We start from the raw sequence: 17873 nt of genomic DNA, 5'->3' as shown, positions 1-17873 counted from the left end.
ATTCTGACCGAAATGAGGCGATCAAAACATAACTTATTGACAATCAAATAAATAGAAAAGGCTGCCCCATTAGAGTCAGCCTTTGATCACTATTCGTTATTTCCTGGTCCGGATCAATACCACTCGGCATGAAAGGTACCGCTGCGGTCGGTACGCTCGAAGGTGTGGGCTCCGAAATAGTCACGCTGTGCCTGGACCAGACTCATGGGGAGTCTGCTGGTATGAAATGCATCAAAATACCACATAGCAGAGGTGAGCCCGGCCAGGGGTATGCCGCGGCGTGTACCAAACATGATCATTTCACGGGCAGCGGAGGCGCAGCGTTCCATCTCATTACTCAGGTGCGGGTCCATCATAAGGTTAGAAAGCCCCGGGTCTTTGCGGTAGGCCTTCATGATATCTTCCAGCATGGCTGCACGAATGATACAGCCGCCGCGCCATATTTTGGCTACTACTTCCAGGTTCATGCCCAGGTTCATTTCTGATCCTGCTGCCTGAAGTAAGGCCATGCCCTGGCTATAGCTGGCAATGAAACCGAAAAACAATGCATCTTCCACTGCATTGATCATGATGGCCTTGTCGGCTCTGGTCTCTTCCAGTTTAGGTCGGTCGGCAAGATCTGCTGCCATCTCCCTGTCTTCTCTCAAAGCTGAAAGCTGGCGCATGGTTACGGCTGCATCTATGGTAGGGATAGGGATACCCAGATCCAGGGCGTGCTGGCTGGTCCACTTTCCTGTGCCCTTTTGTTTTCCCTTATCCAGTATTCTGTCTATAAGATAAATCTCCTCGTCCAGGTCATCTTTTTTAGTGAAGATGCTGGCCGTTATCTCTACCAGGAAGCTCTTAAGCTTTCTTTCATTATATCCTTTAAATACAGCGGCAAGCTCGTCTACACTAAGGCCGGCACCACGGTGCAGCAGATCATAGGCTTCGGAAATAAGCTGCATCATGGCGTACTCGATGCCATTATGTACCATCTTCACGTAATGTCCGGAGGCCTTAGGGCCGAGGTAGCTTACGCAGGGCTCTCCGTCTACCTTTGCAGCCACTGCTTCCAGGATGGATTTAACACGCGGGTAGGCATCCCGGGAACCACCAGGCATGATACTTGGGCCTCTCCTGGCGCCCTCGGCACCGCCGCTGACGCCTATGCCAAGAAAATGGAGGCCTTTCTCGCGCAGGCTCTTTTCGCGCCGTTCCGTATCAGAAAAATGACTGTTTCCTCCATCTATAATAAGGTCGCCTTTATCCAGGTAGGGAATGAGACCCTCTATTACGTCGTCTACAATCTTACCGGCGGGTACAAGCAGCATTATTGTACGGGGTGTTTCCAGCAGGCGGACAAACACTTCAGAAGAGGTAACGCCTTTGATCCGGTGGCCTGAAGAGGCCTCCTGTTCCAGTGCATTTGCTTTCTCCGGGTCATTATCCAGCCCGATAGCCGAAAAATCATTGTCGGCTATATTTAGCAAAAAATTACGGCCCATGACCCCCAGGCCTACCATACCAAACCGGTAAGTGTTTTCTCCCATAACGAAAAGTATCTCTTTGGTGCAAAAAAGGGACTGCAGTTAAATAATCCAAATGGCAAAGTGGTCTAACCGTGGAAAGAACATCAGATGACCATTGTCCTTATTTACGCATTAGCTATTTAACTGTTTTATGCATTTGGAGTTAACCCTAAAAGGTGCAAAATTCACCGCTTGTAATCAGATACTGCTAAACTGCCTTTACATCCGTATTTTCTTTATCATGAGCAAATCAGATAATCTGGCCCTGGTCATAGTGGGGGCCTCCGGCGACCTAACCGCCCGTAAGCTTATCCCGGCACTTTATAATCTTCACATCAAAAACCTGCTTCCCTCAGGCTTCATTGTTTTTGGAGTAGGGCGTAGCGAATATTCCGACGATTCTTTCCGCCATAGGGTGGTTTTTGAAAATGAAAACCTTAAGGATAAGGAAGGTGATGTGCAGTCTTTCGCAGACCGTATCTTTTACGAGTCGATAGAAGACTATGAAAAGGACTCCTTTGGTACAGTGAAGGATAAGCTCATGAGCCTGAACGAGGCACATGAGCTGCATGAAAACTTTATCTTTTACCTGAGCACCCCTCCCAGCCTGTACATGACGGTGCCTGAGCACCTGGCTGCCCATGGTCTGAATGATGAAAGTAATGGCTGGAAACGGCTGGTTATAGAAAAGCCATTCGGTTACGACCTGGAAAGCGGCAGGAAACTAAATGAGCAACTTCTGAAAAACTATAAGGAAGAACAGCTTTACCGGATCGATCACTACCTGGGTAAAGAGACGGTACAGAATGTATTGGTGACCCGGTTCAGTAACGGGATATTTGAGCCTATCTGGAACCGCAACTATATCAATCATGTGGAAATCACAGCTTCTGAATCTATAGGAGTGGAAGACCGCGGGGGGTACTATGATAACAGCGGGGCACTGAGAGATATGGTGCAGAACCATTTGCTGCAACTGGTGGCACTGACTGCTATGGAGCCTCCCATATCTGCAGATGCAGACAGCATTCGCAATGAAAAGGTGAAACTATTCAAGAGCCTGCGTCCTATAAAGCCTGAGCAGGTGGCAGAGCAGGTAATACGCGGGCAATACCTGGAAGCAACTATTAAAGGAGAAAAAGCAAAGAGCTACCGTGAGGAAAAGGGGGTGGATAGAGAGAGTCGTACGGAGACGTATTTAGCCCTTAAGTTCTTTATAGATAACTGGCGATGGGCCGGAGTACCGTTTTATATCCGTACGGGCAAACGGCTGCCCACAAGGGTTACGGAGATCGTCCTTTACTTTAAACCTACGCCCCACCACTTGTTCAGTAAATTGAATGAGGTAAGCAGTGAAGCCAACCAATTGGTTATCCGTATTCAGCCAAATGAAGGAATACTGCTGAAGTTTGGCATGAAGGTACCCGGAGCGGGCTTTAATGTAAAATATGTTAACATGGACTTCCACTACGCGGATCTTGAAGGCGAAGAGGTACCCGATGCATATGAAAGACTACTTTTAGATTGTATAAATGGGGACCCTACTTTGTATAGCCGTGGCGATGCGGTGAATGCCGCGTGGGAATTTGTTTCCCCCATTCTCAAAGCATGGGAAAATGACAAAGATTTACCACTTTACGGGTACCCCTCAGGCACATGGGGCCCAGAGGTGGCCGATGACCTGATAGAAGGAAAAGACCTTACCTGGAGATATCCTTGTAAAAATCTGACTAACGACGGAGGCTTCTGCGAACTTTGAGCGAATAAACCGACAGGTGAGGACTATTAGATTATATTAAACCAGAGATTAATGAACACACATATATTTTCCACTCAAAACGATGTAGCAAAAGCCCTGGCCGAAGAACTGGCAAACGAGACTGCAAAAAAGGATAAACTGTATGTAGCTTTAAGCGGAGGCAGCACGCCCAAGGTTTTGTTTCGACTGCTGTCAAACCTGTATCAGGACAGGATTGACTGGAGTAAAATTCATTTTTTCTGGGGAGATGAACGATGTGTGCCACCGGATGCTGAGGATAGTAACTTTGGCATGACTAAGACACTGCTTTTTGATAAAGTGGAAATTCCTGAAGCAAATATACATCGTGTAAAGGGTGAACTGAGCCCGGAAGAAGCCAATACGGATTATATCCGGGAAATCAAGGAGCATGTTCCGGTAGCGAATGGGCTGCCGTGCTTTGACCTCAATATTCTGGGAATGGGCGAGGACGGCCATACGGCCTCGATATTCCCGGACCAGCTTACCCTTCTGGATCAGGAGGGCCCTACGGCTATCGCTTCACATCCTAAAACAGGTCAAAAGAGAGTTACGCTCACAGGTAAGGTGATCAATAACTCGAGGAGGGTGATATTTTTAGTTACCGGCGCAGGCAAAGCTCAAAGAATCAAAGAAATATCTCACAGTACAGGAGCCGGATATCCGGCATCCTACATAAAGTCTGCCGGAGGGAAGGCTGAGTGGTATTTGGATGAAGAAGCAGCCTCATTAATCAAATAGAAGGTTTGAAAAAAATGAAAGGACTACGTTGAAAGTAGTCCTTTTTTGATAATGCCGGCGAAAATAGCCACCTGACAAGGGTCTACGATTGCTGGCCTTTATCTGTATTACGATTCGGATTTTCAGTTCTGACATTATCAGCCAGATTCCCTTTTCCGTCCGTATATTTATCTCTCATGCGGTATTCACGCTCTTTTTCAGACAGGTCACTGTTGCCCTGTGTCTTGATACTAGCTTTACTTTGCCCGGTATCTCCAGGCTCTCCTTTATTCGTCGCCTGAGAAGGCGTACTTCCTTCTTTCTCTGCCATATCTATCTCTTTTAGGGTTATTATTTTTAATAACTATCTGATTTACATAATGTTAAAGCAAACCCTTAAAATATGGCAAGTACCTGGGGAAAAAGCACGACAATGAGTATAAAGACTAATTGGATAAGTACAAAGGGAATGATACCCTTATACAGGTGCGAGGTTTTTACCTGTGGGGGTGCCACCCCTTTAAGGTAGAACAGACTGAAACCGAATGGCGGTGAAAGAAAACTGGTCTGCAGATTGAGGGCTAACAGTACTCCTATCCAGATGAGGTCCATTTCCAGTTGCACAAATATGGGGGCCACCACCGGGACGATTATAAAGATGATCTCTATAAAGTCAATAAAGAAGCCAGCAATAAATACTACCAGCATGACGATGAAAAGGAAGGTGTAAGGGCTAAGGTTACTCTGTTCGATAGCATTAATAAGAAATGCGTCGCCGTCCATCCTCCGAAATACGAGCGTAAAGGCTGTAGCTCCGATCAGAATAAGAAATACCATACAGGTAAGGTGAGTGGTCTCGCGGGTTACCTGTTTTAATATCTTCAAAGATAACCTTCCTGAAATGAGGGTAAGTACGGTAGCTCCGAATGCCCCGAGAGCCGCCGCCTCGGTAGGCGAGGCGATGCCGGCAAAAATACTTCCCAGTACAGCACCTATCAGGAAAAACGGCAGTAAAAAGGCTTTGACAATTCTTTTCCACATACCCTTACTGCGAAACTCTCTTATCTCCTCTGCAGGCATGGCCGGAAGACTGCCCGGTCTGATGGCAGCCATAACCAGTATGTAAGCCAGGTAGCACCCTACAAGAAGGAGACCGGGAGCCAAGGCGGCAGCAAACAGATCGCCTACGGAGACATTGAGCACACTTCCTAACAATACAAGGACAATACTGGGAGGGATAATTTGACCCAGGGTACCCGAAGCGGCTATGGTGCCGGTGGACAGGGGTATGCTGTAGCCGCGCTTGAGCATTACAGGAAGGCTGATGAGCCCCATGGTTATGACAGTAGCTCCGACTATACCGGTACTGGCGGCCAGCATGGCTCCTACTACCACTACAGATATGGCGAGACCACCCCGCATGCGGCCAAATAGCATAGACATGGTTTCCAGTAGGCTCTCGGCAAGGCCGCTTTTTTCCAGCATTATCCCCATGAAGATAAATAGCGGTACGGCAATGAGCACATAATTAGTCATGGTGCCATAGACCCGTAGCGGAAGTAGCAGAAAGAAATCCGGCCCGAAATGGACAAGGCCAAACAGCACACTGATCCCGCCGAGGGTAAATGCCACCGGGTAACCCCACAGAATCATGGCAAAAATAGAGGCAAACAGGATAATAGGGAGGAGCTCGAGAAACATTAGCGGTCGGAAGGTTTATGGATGGTGCCTGAAGACTTACGGGTAATAATAAGCAGGTTACGCAGCAGCTCCCCGATGGCCTGTATTAAAAGCAGACTAAAGCCGATAACGATGGCTCCCTTGATGACAAAGCGGCCTGGCAATCCGCCCGGATCGGGTGATGTCTCAGAAATAGAATAGCTGTTTTGCACAAAGGGCAAAGCGGCATAAATTACAATAGCGCAAAATGGTATAAGAAACAGCAGACTGCCTGTCAGGTTTATCATGGCCTTCTTCTTCTCACTGAAACGGGTGTAAAAAACATCTACCCGAACGTGCCGGTCGTGTTTTAGCGCGTATCCGGCTCCGAGCAGGAAAATAAGGCTGAACAAGTGCCATTCCAGTTCGATAGTAGCAACGGTGGTGTAATTAAAGAAGTAACGGGTGACGACATCATAAAACACGACAAGTACCAGCAGCACCGTAACCCAGCTTACAAGCTTACCGGCAAACTCGGTAAAGTGGTCTATCCCCATTACTATTTTTTGCAAAACAGATATCATGGCGGCGAATATGCTTAATTTCTACGGAATAGAGCAATTTATTATGAAACAACTTTGAGTGAAAATCTGCCATTATTTATAAATTTGGACTCCTTTCATTACAACCAGCCCGGCGCATCTTGTGTCTGGCATAAGAATCAACGCCTGAATTATCAATAAACATGAAAAATGTATTATGCCTGAGCAGGATAGCTCTTTGCCTGATCATACTACCAGTATTATTCAGTAGCTGCAGAAATGTATATGGTCCTGCACGCCTTGGCATGAGCACCCAGGTGCTCTCAAAGCCTTTTGTTACGGGGCAGGAGAAGCCAGATACAGCCTCAACCTATATCTCCGGGGACTATACGCGGTCTTCCTACTTATCTGATGAGAGCGAAGTTCCTGCAAATGACATCGTTAATGCGTATACAGGCAGGATTTATCGTAGTTATGTAAAAAACAGGTTTGCTTATACTTTTGGCGGTGCTTTTAGCCTCGGTAACCGGACTTTTCCTATTGAGGGCACCCCGTTGGCTCAGCCTGACTTTAGGTTTTATGCAGCCTCTGTTTATGGAGAAATAGGGTTTCCGCTGGTCAGAACCAGATCGATAAACATGTATCCCCTAAAAGCAGGTGTATTTTATACTTATGAATACGGTGAATCAATGGACTTTCTGGAGGACCTGAGAAACACCGGAGAGACTTATGTGTACTCAAACAGGCATATGCCGGCGTTAGTAGTGTCTCATGAGCTTATGGTGGATACACACGAGAGCTTTTTGATAGGCGTGGACCTTGCGCAAGTATTCAACCTGAATGCAGGCCATACTACTTTCTCACCGGAGGATGATGTATCGCGGACTTTTTACTCCCTGCGTGCCTCCCTGTTACTAGCATTTGACCAGTTCAGGATTACCCTGGGGGCCACTACGGGGCTACATGCAGGAATCAATGCGGGATTTTCAGCCAGGCTGGGTGCAAAAAAATGAACGAAGGCTATTCCGTACCCCGAAATAGCCTGCCCTTATCACTTCTTCATAATCACTGCTGGATTTTATTATAATAGATTTGCTCAGTGATGCCCGACCAGTCAGCTACTTTATCCTGAAAAGCCTGGTAACTTTCATAGACCTTGCGGCTCATTGCATCCGAAGCGGTGATGTCCGATAATACATCCCCTGTATACTCACGGAAGGCATTTAATACTTCGTCCGGGAACTGCCTGAGATCCACACCTTCTTCATTTACAAGTTTATCCAGGTATATAGCATTCTGGGCGTCAAATTCCGCTAGTGTCCAGCTATTTTGCCAGGCAAGGGCCACTTCCAGGATTGCCTGCAGGTCGGAAGGGAGTTCTTCCCACTTGGATTTATTTACGAACGATTCAAACGCTGTACCTGTCTCATGCCAGCCGGGGTAGTAATAGTATTTCGCAATTTTATGAAAGCCCATTTTGTAGTCATGGTAGGGGCCTATCCACTCTGTGGCGTCAATCACGCCACGCTCAAGATTGGTATAGATCTCACCACCGGCAGAGAGCACCGCTGTACCACCGGCAGCGGTAATAACCTTTCCGCCCAGGCCGGGAATACGCATCTTCAGGCCCTGCACATCAGCCAGGCTGTTGATTTCCTTATTGAACCACCCTCCCATCTGAACGCCGGTATTACCCACGAGAAAGGGGATTAGGTTAAAGTTAGCATAAAGCTCGCGCCATAGCTCAAGTCCGCCGCCGCTTTGGATCCATGCTCCCAATTGCTGAGCATTCATTCCAAAAGGCACAGAGGCAAAAAACTGCGAGGCCGGAGCCTTTCCAGCCCAGTAATAGCTGGCTGCGTTTCCCATTTCGGCAATTCCGCTACTTACTGCTTCAAAGGCTTCTAGAGCTGGCACCAGCTCACCACCTCCGTAGACTCTTATTTTCAGCCGGCCATTAGACATTTTTCCTACCCAATCGGCCATCATCTGGCAACCTTCTCCCAATACCGGAAAATTGGGTGGCCAGGTAGTTACCATTTTCCATTCAAAGGTTTTATTATAATTAACATTGGAGGCCCCCTGGCTTGCCTTTTCACCGGACCCACCGCCACAGGACGTGGTGATTAACGGCAGGGTAGTGGTTAGTGCAGCCGCTTTACCGGCCTTAACTATAAAGCCTCTTCTGTCTAATCTTTTCATGTATGCTTACGTGGTTTATGCTGTCAAATAGTCTATATGCGCTAATTACGTAATTTACATGCAATTCAACCGTTTATTAAAAGACTATTTCCTCGTCATCTTCTGCCACAGGTATTTCCACCTTATCCAGGTTTGACAGCATTTCTTCTCCCAAATGATTGAGAATAATCCGTTTGCATCGAAGTTGACCAAGGTTTTCCTGAAGGGTATGATAATCAATATGCTGGGGTGTAACGGTGTTGAAGTTATTACACTCACACACAAACAAGTCACTTCCCTCAGCTATTTCGGGTAAAGTATCTGTCCACGTTGTATCTCCGGAAAAGCCCAGTATATTTTCACCTATCTGCAGCCTGAATCCGTGAGGTAAGCTCTCAGGAGAATGAATTACAGGAAAGGTATGTAGCTGCACGTTAGCCTCAGGTTCCAACCTGTCTTCTCCATTATATTCCAGAAAATTCAGGTCGAGCTTACCAAAAATCTTTTCATGTGTACCGGGATAAAGGCTTTCGAGAAGGGCAGTGATTCTCGCTTGCCCTCCTGGTGGCGAGATAATGGTAAGGGGTTTTTGTCTGTTTTGGTATAATGCCGCATCCAGCAGGATATAAGGCACACCTCCATAATGATCACCGTGAAAATGGGTAAGGGCAATAATATCAAGCTCATTAGTCGTTAGGCCGGCAGCTTTTAGTTGTACCAGCGTGGTGGCACCACAGTCCACCATAAAGCCTAAAGAAGAGGTATGTAGAAAAAAGCTGGATTGGGCTCTGCCACCACTCCCGAATGCGTCTCCACATCCTAAAAAGCGCAGGGTAATAGTTGGGTTCATTTTTTAATTTAGATAGTTATTACCTTATTTCAAATAATGAACCGGGATGTATCTGCTGCCCCGGCCTATAGAGTGTCCTGAAAGACAAAAAAACCACCTGAAGGAAATCAGGTGGTTGTGTAGTGGGCAAGAATGTCCTACTTTATTGGAGGACAACAGTTAGAGGCCTCTTCAGTTCCTTCACAAACATTACATAGGCTCTCGAGCGAGCAGTCATATCCGGTGCACAAACCTCCGGCATACCCGCTTGCTCCACCTTTAAGTTTTGAAGGTTTAAATTCAGTGCTAAAGCTTTTCACGTTCAGGTTTTCCAAAGAAATTTTCTTCTTATTCATAAAAGTTTAATTTTTAGTTAAAAAAGGGTTACGTATAATATACTCTGATTTTGTTGAATCATCAATTTATACGTCATCTTTCCAATCTATCTGCACTGGTTATAACTGCCTCCTGTCCCCTCCCCCTTTACCAGGATTGAATAACAATACGCCCTGTAAACTCTTAATAAAGCATACGCGAATGAAAACTATTGAACTATGAAAACTGTAGGCATCATTTTAACCATTCTTGGCGCCATCTTAATTGTATTGTTCTTTGTGTTCGGATTTGCAGATAATCCCCAGCGGGGCAACGAATTATTCTGGGCTAACACATGGTCTCCAATATTCGGATCATTCTTATTCTTTGCCGGTGTGGCAGTCCTGATGTCATTCAGGAAAAAGCCCCGCAACCCTCAGTAGTGGAGAAAGTCTATTTACCGGTCGATATTATTCCGTTTACAGACACACCATGATCTTCAAGGGTATTGGTTTTAGCCGGATTATCAGTAATCAACTTCACAGATAGCACGTGGAGAGCTTTTAGCACCTTGGCGGCACAGCGGAAGTCTCTATTGTCCCGGCTAAACCCGGCCTTTTCGTAGGCACCGGCCTGCTTCGAGCCCTCGTTTTTATAGAGAGTACTTTTCATAAGAGCGAAGTGCCCGTTACCCTTTCCCTCCTGATCCAGCAGAATAATAACGCCCTTACCTGCTGTCTGAATGAGTTTCTGTGCAGCTTTCATCTGCTCCCGGCAGTCACATTCAGAACTGCTAAAGTAATGGCCATAGATACAGGCGGAGTGTACACGACATAATACATCTTTATGACCAGCCACATCACCCAGTATCATCACGATGGTTTCTTTTTGGCCATCATAGAATAATACTTCTCTATAGCGGCCGTATGGGGTATTTAAGACCCCTTCGCCAAGTTTTACAATCATATCTTACTCAATTCCGTATTTGGTCATATACACCCATTTTCATCAGATAAAGATGATAACCCTTTGCCCAGTAATCATCCACCTTTTGCACCAGATCAAATCCTTGCTTTTCATAAAATTTCCATGCAAACTGAGAGGTACGAACGACAATCTGTTGTACGCTATTGTGCTCCCGTATGTATTGAATGCGCTGCTGCACAATGGCTCCTCCCACTCCCTTTCCCTGCCAGTAGGGGTGTACAAGGTCCCATGAAAGCCATGCTGCCTTCTCCTCATTTTTAAAGTTAATGCCTCCACCGGCTATAACGGTGTCTTCTGCAATGGCTACAAAATACTTTTCCCTTTCATTCTCCAGGTAGTCCTTATAGTCTTGTGCTTCTTCGGGAGCAAAATAGGCAGGAGTATTGAGTCTGATCAAACGCAAAAGCCCTTCCTCATCTTCAGAGCGGAACATTCTGATACTGTATTCATTTGGATTTTGTACTCCCATACCATTAAGGAAGGTTATTTTTCAGTTTCATTGCCTTTACCAAGAGCTTGTCAGCATCATATGGCCGGCCATTCTTATAAACAGCTTCCACTGCATAAATCACTTCAGGGTTTTCCGTAAGGTCACCATCCAGTAATACAAGATCGGCTTTCATGCCCTTGGCTATATGACCTATATCATTTCTGTGCAATGCCCTGGCACCGTTTTGGGTCATTACCTGAATAGCTTCGGCAGGCAGAAAGCCCCCCTCTGTCACCATTAATTCATAATTTCGCTGATCTCCAAATCCCGGAAGTACATGCCTCCCGGCATCTACCCCAGCAACTAAGTGCCCTCCCATATCAAAAAACCGTTTTTCGAACCCGAGAATGCGCTGTAGTCGGGCCTCTCTCCTATCGGACTGCACCTGTGCCTCACTACTATCCTGCCGTATGCGGGCTCTGCGTTCATCATAGGCCTGCTTAACACTTTGCGGCATAAGTGCTACAGATTCTTCTCTCGCATGCGCTCGCATAGGTATACTAGCCTCATAAATGGCCACTGTACTGGTAAGAAATACATTCTGCTCGATAAGCTTCCGAAGTACAGAGCCTACTTCCTGCGAATTCACATCAATATGATCGATAAACTCCCTGCTGGCATCACATGTACCGGGGTTTTTGCTCAGGCTGAAGTCCGTCGCGCTATTCAGGCCGTGCTCTATGCCGTCTATACCCATTTCCGTGGCTTCTTTAAAAGTGATGGAACAGAGGTGTCCGGTAACTTTTCCTCCATGCCGATGAACCTCATTGATTATCACCTGAAGGTCTTCCGGCCTGGTGTGGCGATAAACCTTAAACCACCTCACACCCTTTTCAGCCCAATAAGCTACTGTATCTCTAATCTGGGTGTCATTCTCTGGTATGATCATAGCTGTACTTCCACCCGGGCCGGTAAAGTAGGGGGCGCTGGTAAATATCTCCGGCCCTTCTACCAGGCCGCTATCTATTTGCTCCACCAGGCGAATTTCCTCGACCGGGGAGGCCGACCCGCAGGTTTGCATAGTAGTCACCCCTGCAGCCAGATATAATAAAGCTCCCCACTCTCCAAGAAATTGGATACCAGGCATGTGCATATGGTTATGCATACCTACCAGGCCGGGCATAAGGGTCTTGCCGGTACCATCTACTACTTTTGTACCACGCGGGAGCCTTATCGTACCTGTTTCACCTACGGCCTTTATTAATCCATCTTCAATGAGTACGCTTTGGTTCTGCCCTGGATTGCCCCCAGTACCATCTATCAGGGTGACGTTTTGTATAGCAAAAGCCCGGTGTGTATATCGATTATACTGTAGTATTTCACGCTGAAAATCATCATTTTCCTTTTTAAGAGAGCCTGCGTTACAAGCATGTAAGCCCATACTTAATAGGATAAAAGCAACTGATAAGCTGAAAAAGCGGCTATTCATCAGTAAATATGAAAGGTATTAATGAGGTAGAGTAAGTAGGAATGGCTAACAGTGATATTATTTCTGTTTTTTGGGCGACTTCTGATAGGGATTTTCTTCTTCGGCTGCAACATTCAGTGGGGAGTTGGACTCATAGGGTCTGAGCGGGTAATCCTGCACCAATAATGAAGCCGATATATTGAGTTTTTCTTCAAGCATCCGTATCATTTCCACCGTTAGTTTTTTCTTCCGGTTTAAAATTTCAGACACCCGGCTTTTTCCTCCTATCACGCCTATCAGGTCCTTTTGCCGCAGCCCCATTTCTTCCATACGGATCCTGATGGCCTCTACCGGATCCGGGGCTTCAATAGTGTAATGCTCGTCCTCATAATTCTCTATAAGCAGAGATAATATTTCTGCCTCATCCCCTTCCGGTGAATCAGGGGCTGCATCAAAGATTTCATCAAGACGCTCAAGGGCCTTTTCGTAATCTTCTTCTGATTTTATAGGTTTGATTTTCATTTCAGATGGTATTTGCATCTATCCTGTCATATTCGGCATGTGTCCCTACAAACCGAATAAAGGCCCATTGCCTGTCAAAATTGAATTTTACGATAAGCCGGTAGCTATTCCCTTGAATGTTAAATACCACCCTGCTGTCTTTCAGAATACTGGCATTAGCATAACTTTGCTTTATATCAGCAGGTGAGTACCAGGATGCTCCCCGGGCAGTTTCGTACCATACTTTAAGGTAAGTTTCCGCATCGGGGTGTTTCTCCCAAAACTCCCGCAGCGCCTTCCTGGCCAAAATTCTTTTCATAAAAGTACAAGTTCTCTAAAAAAGAACAAATCGTTTTTTTTAAATTTTTACCAAACCTAAAAATATCATGCTCCCTTTGCCGGAAGAAAGATTATTTTAAAAAAATGATCATCTACGCAAAAAGACTGCGCAGCAAGCCAATTGGTTTGTATCATACTCAAATCAATACCGTATGAAAGAGCCCTTAATCACCCGCAAAACACTCATTGATCTTGGTTTTCCAAAGTGCAAGGCCGTAAGTGTAGCCCTGAAGATCATCGAGACCTCCATGGAGGATACGCCCCGGGAAACCCTCATGGATACGATGAGATCCCTTGCTCAGAACCCGGAGCCCTACCGTACCCATGAAGAGCTGGGGGTAGTGGCCAATGAGATCATTTCCCACCGTCAAAAGCAACCTACCCCCCTGCTGGACACCGCTATGCCCTATGAAGTATTTGGTAGTGAAGGCATTGATCCAGGTGCAATTCTCCAGATGGAGACTGCCATGCGCCTGCCAGTGACCAGGGCCGGGGCCCTGATGCCAGATGCACATATAGGTTATGGCCTGCCTATTGGCGGTGTACTGGCTACTGAAAACGCCGTTATTCCTTATGCAGTAGGAGTAGATATTGGGTGCCGTATGTGCCTGAGCCTGTTCGATCTGCCTGTCAGTCTGCTGGCTTCGGATTCACATCGTATGAAAGAGGTGCTCAACCAAAACAGCAGATTTGGTAAGAGCACGTTCAGACACCCACTGGATGATGCGATCATGGAGCGGGAGGAATTTAAAGAAATAGACATTGCGAAACGGATGAAGGACCGTGCCTGGTCTCAGCTTGGCTCGTCCGGCGGAGGCAATCACTTTGTGGAGTTCGGTACCGTCACTATTTCTTCTCAAAATAACCGGCTCGGGGTCGCTCCAGGCGAATACCTTGCCTTATTGAGCCATTCAGGCTCCAGGGGACTCGGAGCTTCTATAGCAAAGCATTACACAGATCTGGCGAAAGAGTTATGTCCTTTACCAAGCCAGGCCAGGCACCTGGCCTGGCTGGATCTCAATTCTGCAGAAGGTACGGAATACTGGGCCGCCATGACCCTGGCCGGGGATTATGCTTCTGCCTGTCACCACCAGGTACATCACCGCTTTGCCACTGCTCTAGGGGCAGAAACCATCCGTATGGTAGAAAACCACCATAATTTTGCATGGAAAGAAACCGATGCTCAGGGCAGAGAGCTTATTGTTCATCGTAAGGGAGCCACCCCTGCCGGTGAAGGTATCCTGGGAATTATCCCCGGATCCATGACCGCTCCGGGTTTTATCGTATCCGGCAAAGGCAAACCTGAATCTATAGACTCTGCCTCTCATGGTGCCGGCAGACAAATGTCCCGAACACAGGCAAAAAACTCACTGCTACAGGCTGAGGTTTCTGCTTATCTTGAACAGCATGGCGTAGAAGTAATAGGCTCCGGTCTTGATGAGGCTCCTATGGCTTATAAGGATATACACCAGGTAATGGATTACCAGCAGGACCTGGTAAATGTAGAAGGGACATTCTCTCCGCGCATCGTAAGAATGTGTGGCGATAAAGGGTATTTTGAGGTAGATTAAAAAGGAGGCACGCTACTCTGTTATGACACCACCTTCGTCAGCATTAAGCACAAAGCCTGCATTAGCCGGATAGTTAATCTTCCAGGGGTTAGGCACGCAACCCACCTATCGGTAGCTGATGAATCAGGAAACCCCGCTCCGAAACGGAGCGAAAAAAAGCCGTCTGCTAGTAGGCAGACGGCTTAATATAATGCTTACAGGGAGAGATTACCCTTCTACATCGAAGGAATCCTCACGCGTAGTATAATCGGTAGGGCAATCCCATTCTTTTGAAAGTCTGGGATCAGTTACTCCACCTTTAATTGTGTCAAAATTTCCGGTAGTGACAAAGCTGGCCACTTTCAGGTCGTTTAGTGAAATCTTCTTTTTCATCTTGAAATAAATTTGGTATTCAAACTTTTAAATAAGTGAAAAATTTTTTCTAACTAAAATTAACCAAACGATTAATTCACCTAAAACCCCTTAATCAAAATGGAACAGAATATCGCAGGATGGTTTGAGATACCCGTTACCGATATGGTCCGGGCCATAGCCTTTTACGAAAAAATACTGGATGTGTCTATGGAAAGGCATCAAATGGGCGAACTGGATATGGCCTGGTTTCCCTATGCACCATATGGCAAACCCGGGGCGGCAGGTTCCTTAGTGAAGCACCCGGCATTTTACAAACCTTCTCACGATGGCACCCTAATCTATCTCTCTGCACCGTCAGGAAACCTGGCTACAGAACTGGCCAGAGTACCCGATGCAGGGGGTAAAATTGTAGAGGAAAAGAAACTTATAGCTGATGATATAGGATACATGGGGATTTTTATAGACTCAGAAGGAAACCGCGTAGCCCTTCACTCTAACGGATAAGAATCTTTGTTCTTTTGATTTTTCCTATATTTGAGGCTATAATTTACAACTTGAATACATGAAAAAGCTACTCATCATATTACTACTGGCAGGTTTATTTGCCTGTCAGGAAACCCCTGAAAAGTCCTCAGAAGCCCCAGTCCTGAAAGATGCCGCAACTACACCTACACCAGCAGAAGACACACTTGCCTACAGGGAAGTTGCTATCCCCTTTTCGCAGGCCAGCATAAATATGCCTGCTCACTATACGCATATCACCCTGGACGAAATAGCAGAAATAATTAATGCCAGTGACCTGGATGAGGAAGAAAAACTAATAAAGCAGGGCGGCTTACAGGAAATAAGAAGCCTGGGAAACAAGATGATATATGCTGATACAGCCAACATATTTAACTTCGTGATCTTTGTTGAAACAGAGTACATTTACATATCCAGAAGTATGGGAAGAAGGTATCTGGGTATGGTGGAGCAAAGTCTGGAAAGAGAATGGAGCGATACTGGAGATAAATTCGAAAAACTAGACAGTAAATACCTTCACAGTAAAAAGAAGGAAATCATAAAGGCAAAATATAAATTAATCACAAACGGCGAATCAGATTATTACACCCAGTACATTGTATCAGGAAAGGATAATTCACTGATTATGATTGCAATAAATGACGATAACATGGACCTGGAGCCTCAGATCAAAACGTTAGAGATACTCTAGTTCTGCCTTCTGTTATGCAGTTACCCTCAATCAGGCAAACGGGCTTTGTAATGGGCCCTCTATCGTTTTTCATCATACTTTTTGCGGCAGGGTCCGGCCAGAATAATCTTACTGATGTATTTCCGGTGCTCGCCCTGGCCGCCTGGATGGTAGTCTGGTGGATTACTGAAGCTGCGCCAATACCGGTCACTGCCCTGCTACCTATCATTATCCTTCCTTTGCTCCAGGTCTCCCCGGTTGTAGAGGCGGCCGCTCCATATGCCAGTCCTATCATATTTCTGTTTATGGGCGGTTTTATGATCGCTCTCGCACTTGAAAAGCATAACCTGCATAAACGTGTGGCCCTGAATCTGCTCAGGCTAACAGGCACCAGTGGAAACGGAATCATCCTCGGGTTCATGATCTCTACTGCTATCCTGAGCATGTGGATAAGCAATACGGCTACTGCCGTGATGATGCTCCCCATAGCTCTCTCTGTAGTAGGCCTTGTGGTAGGTGAAAATACTCCACTAAATAAAAGCCAGCAAAACTTTGCCCTGGCACTCATGCTCAGCATTGCCTATTCGGCAAATATCGGGGGTACCATGACCCTTATAGGTACCCCACCCAATGTAGTGATGGCCGGGTACCTCCGTACCCTTACCCAGCATGAGCTTGGATTCGGCGAATACCTCGCAGTGGGCATACCGGTGGGGGTGCTGCTGCTCACCATTACTTATTTATTGATGGCCAGGGTACTATTTCCCAACAAACTGACCGCTGTGCCTGGCAGCGGGAAGCTGGTAAGCAAGCAATTAGCTGAACTGGGATCTATTTCCCGTGAAGAATACCTGGTGATCGGTATATTTCTACTAACAGCCACAGGCTGGATATTTAAGCAACAGTTAAATGCCCTTTTCGGTCAGGACCTGCTTACAGACCACGTAACCGCTATGATTGGTGGCAGCCTCATGTTCATCGTTCCCTCTCAACTCAAAAGCTTTGACAGGTTACTGGACTGGGAGGATACCCAGCGCCTACCCTGGGGAATACTGATACTTTTTGGCGGTGGTATGAGCCTGGCTAAGGCAATGGAGAAGACAGGATTAATAGAGTTGGTGGGTGATTTTGTTGCTCAGCAGGGGAATACTTCCCTTCTGCTGCTCGTTCCGCTCATGACGGTCCTGGTATTATTCCTGACAGAAGTAATGAGCAACGTGGCCCTGATTACGATATTTGTTCCGGTAGCGATCGGTATATGCCGTGGGTTAGGCATTGACCCTTTACTTATTGTGGTACCTGCCACGCTGGCCTCCAGTTGTGCCTTCATGATGCCCATCAGTACACCACCAAATGCGATCGTTTTTGCCAGCGGACATATCAGAATGAAGGATATGATAAAGACCGGCATCTGGCTGAATCTGCTTGCAGCAGGTGTGCTTTCCTTAGCCGGCCTTACAATAGTTCGTTGGTTTCTGGTATAAAAAAAGCGGCTTT

At 46.5% G+C, this 17873-nt stretch carries 22 protein-coding genes; 9 read left to right on the top strand and 13 right to left on the bottom strand.

The features are described 5' to 3' along the window. Positions 1 to 113: 113 nt before the first annotated feature. Entirely contained in the window at positions 114 to 1532 is a 1419-nt protein-coding gene (gene gndA / locus AB9P05_RS18905) for an NADP-dependent phosphogluconate dehydrogenase (protein WP_371910401.1), read from the bottom strand. Positions 1533 to 1752: 220 nt separating this feature from the next. Here gndA and zwf point away from each other — a divergent pair, with 220 nt between their 5' ends. Both zwf and pgl read left to right on the top strand, forming a co-directional pair. Beyond that, positions 1753 to 3270 carry a glucose-6-phosphate dehydrogenase gene (zwf, locus tag AB9P05_RS18900; protein WP_371910400.1) on the top strand — a complete coding sequence of 506 codons (1518 nt, stop codon included), beginning with the start codon at positions 1753 to 1755 and terminating at the stop codon, positions 3268 to 3270. A 51-nt stretch (positions 3271 to 3321) separates the two neighbouring features. Next, positions 3322 to 4029 (top strand): 6-phosphogluconolactonase, encoded by a 708-nt coding sequence (pgl, locus tag AB9P05_RS18895; RefSeq protein ID WP_371910399.1) that lies wholly within the window; start codon positions 3322 to 3324, stop codon positions 4027 to 4029. 82 nt (positions 4030 to 4111) lie between these two features. On the opposite strand, the gene AB9P05_RS18890 is transcribed toward pgl, so the two are convergent. From AB9P05_RS18890 to AB9P05_RS18880, 3 genes are all read right to left on the bottom strand, one after another. Continuing rightward, complete coding sequence (locus AB9P05_RS18890) at positions 4112 to 4339, bottom strand: hypothetical protein (RefSeq protein WP_371910398.1); 228 nt, start codon at positions 4337 to 4339, stop codon at positions 4112 to 4114. A gap of 65 nt (positions 4340 to 4404) precedes the next feature. Then, positions 4405 to 5709 carry a TRAP transporter large permease subunit gene (locus AB9P05_RS18885; protein WP_371910397.1) on the bottom strand — a complete coding sequence of 435 codons (1305 nt, stop codon included), beginning with the start codon at positions 5707 to 5709 and terminating at the stop codon, positions 4405 to 4407. Then, a complete protein-coding gene (locus AB9P05_RS18880; protein WP_371910396.1) occupies positions 5709 to 6251 on the bottom strand; it encodes a TRAP transporter small permease subunit in 543 nt (180 codons plus the stop codon). Before AB9P05_RS18880 ends, AB9P05_RS18885 begins: the two co-directional genes overlap by 1 nt. 161 nt (positions 6252 to 6412) lie before the next feature. Here AB9P05_RS18880 and AB9P05_RS18875 point away from each other — a divergent pair, with 161 nt between their 5' ends. After that, positions 6413 to 7222: a hypothetical protein gene (locus tag AB9P05_RS18875; RefSeq protein ID WP_371910395.1), complete on the top strand. Its 810-nt coding sequence runs from the start codon at positions 6413 to 6415 to the stop codon at positions 7220 to 7222. A 52-nt stretch (positions 7223 to 7274) separates the two neighbouring features. On the opposite strand, the gene AB9P05_RS18870 is transcribed toward AB9P05_RS18875, so the two are convergent. The 3 genes from AB9P05_RS18870 to AB9P05_RS18860 all read right to left on the bottom strand — a co-directional run bounded on the left by AB9P05_RS18870 (position 7275) and on the right by AB9P05_RS18860 (position 9575). Continuing rightward, positions 7275 to 8411, bottom strand: a complete 1137-nt coding sequence (locus tag AB9P05_RS18870) for a TRAP transporter substrate-binding protein (protein WP_371910394.1) — start codon at positions 8409 to 8411, stop codon at positions 7275 to 7277. 76 nt (positions 8412 to 8487) lie between these two features. Further along, positions 8488 to 9240, bottom strand: coding sequence for an MBL fold metallo-hydrolase (locus AB9P05_RS18865; RefSeq protein WP_371910393.1), 753 nt, complete (start codon positions 9238 to 9240; stop codon positions 8488 to 8490). A gap of 137 nt (positions 9241 to 9377) precedes the next feature. After that, a complete protein-coding gene (locus AB9P05_RS18860; protein ID WP_371910392.1) occupies positions 9378 to 9575 on the bottom strand; it encodes a hypothetical protein in 198 nt (65 codons plus the stop codon). A gap of 198 nt (positions 9576 to 9773) precedes the next feature. On the opposite strand from AB9P05_RS18860, the gene AB9P05_RS18855 reads away from it, so the two are divergent. Further along, complete coding sequence (locus tag AB9P05_RS18855; RefSeq protein WP_371910391.1) at positions 9774 to 9977, top strand: hypothetical protein; 204 nt, start codon at positions 9774 to 9776, stop codon at positions 9975 to 9977. Positions 9978 to 9987: 10 nt separating this feature from the next. On the opposite strand, the gene AB9P05_RS18850 is transcribed toward AB9P05_RS18855, so the two are convergent. The 5 genes from AB9P05_RS18850 to AB9P05_RS18830 all read right to left on the bottom strand — a co-directional run bounded on the left by AB9P05_RS18850 (position 9988) and on the right by AB9P05_RS18830 (position 13239). After that, a complete protein-coding gene (locus AB9P05_RS18850) occupies positions 9988 to 10500 on the bottom strand; it encodes a GTP cyclohydrolase (protein ID WP_371910390.1) in 513 nt (170 codons plus the stop codon). A 7-nt stretch (positions 10501 to 10507) separates the two neighbouring features. Next, positions 10508 to 10990: a GNAT family N-acetyltransferase gene (locus tag AB9P05_RS18845; RefSeq protein ID WP_371910389.1), complete on the bottom strand. Its 483-nt coding sequence runs from the start codon at positions 10988 to 10990 to the stop codon at positions 10508 to 10510. A 4-nt stretch (positions 10991 to 10994) separates the two neighbouring features. Next, a complete protein-coding gene (locus AB9P05_RS18840) occupies positions 10995 to 12392 on the bottom strand; it encodes an amidohydrolase family protein (protein WP_371910388.1) in 1398 nt (465 codons plus the stop codon). Between the two features lie 105 nt (positions 12393 to 12497). Continuing rightward, positions 12498 to 12941, bottom strand: a complete 444-nt coding sequence (locus AB9P05_RS18835; RefSeq protein WP_371910387.1) for a type II toxin-antitoxin system HigA family antitoxin — start codon at positions 12939 to 12941, stop codon at positions 12498 to 12500. A 1-nt stretch (position 12942) separates the two neighbouring features. Further along, positions 12943 to 13239 (bottom strand): type II toxin-antitoxin system HigB family toxin, encoded by a 297-nt coding sequence (locus tag AB9P05_RS18830; RefSeq protein ID WP_371910386.1) that lies wholly within the window; start codon positions 13237 to 13239, stop codon positions 12943 to 12945. Positions 13240 to 13268: 29 nt separating this feature from the next. Between AB9P05_RS18830 and AB9P05_RS18825 the strand changes: the two genes are divergently transcribed. Further along, positions 13269 to 13415, top strand: coding sequence for a DUF2197 domain-containing protein (locus AB9P05_RS18825; RefSeq protein WP_371911368.1), 147 nt, complete (start codon positions 13269 to 13271; stop codon positions 13413 to 13415). Further along, positions 13412 to 14830, top strand: a complete 1419-nt coding sequence (locus tag AB9P05_RS18820) for an RtcB family protein (protein ID WP_371910385.1) — start codon at positions 13412 to 13414, stop codon at positions 14828 to 14830. The genes AB9P05_RS18825 and AB9P05_RS18820 overlap by 4 nt, the downstream gene beginning before the upstream one ends. Positions 14831 to 15037: 207 nt before the next feature. On the opposite strand, the gene AB9P05_RS18815 is transcribed toward AB9P05_RS18820, so the two are convergent. Further along, positions 15038 to 15202, bottom strand: coding sequence for a pinensin family lanthipeptide (locus tag AB9P05_RS18815; RefSeq protein ID WP_371910384.1), 165 nt, complete (start codon positions 15200 to 15202; stop codon positions 15038 to 15040). 99 nt (positions 15203 to 15301) lie between these two features. Here AB9P05_RS18815 and AB9P05_RS18810 point away from each other — a divergent pair, with 99 nt between their 5' ends. The 3 genes from AB9P05_RS18810 to AB9P05_RS18800 are packed head-to-tail and all read left to right on the top strand — an operon-like array spanning position 15302 to position 17860. Then, on the top strand, positions 15302 to 15688 hold the full coding sequence (locus AB9P05_RS18810) for a VOC family protein (RefSeq protein WP_371910383.1): 387 nt from the start codon (positions 15302 to 15304) through the stop codon (positions 15686 to 15688). Positions 15689 to 15746: 58 nt separating this feature from the next. Further along, positions 15747 to 16397: a hypothetical protein gene (locus tag AB9P05_RS18805; RefSeq protein ID WP_371910382.1), complete on the top strand. Its 651-nt coding sequence runs from the start codon at positions 15747 to 15749 to the stop codon at positions 16395 to 16397. A 14-nt stretch (positions 16398 to 16411) separates the two neighbouring features. Then, positions 16412 to 17860, top strand: coding sequence for a DASS family sodium-coupled anion symporter (locus AB9P05_RS18800; protein ID WP_371910381.1), 1449 nt, complete (start codon positions 16412 to 16414; stop codon positions 17858 to 17860). Positions 17861 to 17873 lie beyond the last annotated feature (13 nt).

This window comes from Roseivirga sp. BDSF3-8, assembly GCF_041449215.1.
Taxonomy (GTDB): Bacteria; Bacteroidota; Bacteroidia; order Cytophagales; family Cyclobacteriaceae; genus JBGNFV01.
Note: the sequence above shows the minus strand (reverse complement) of the source record. Positions and strands in the feature narration are given on the sequence as shown.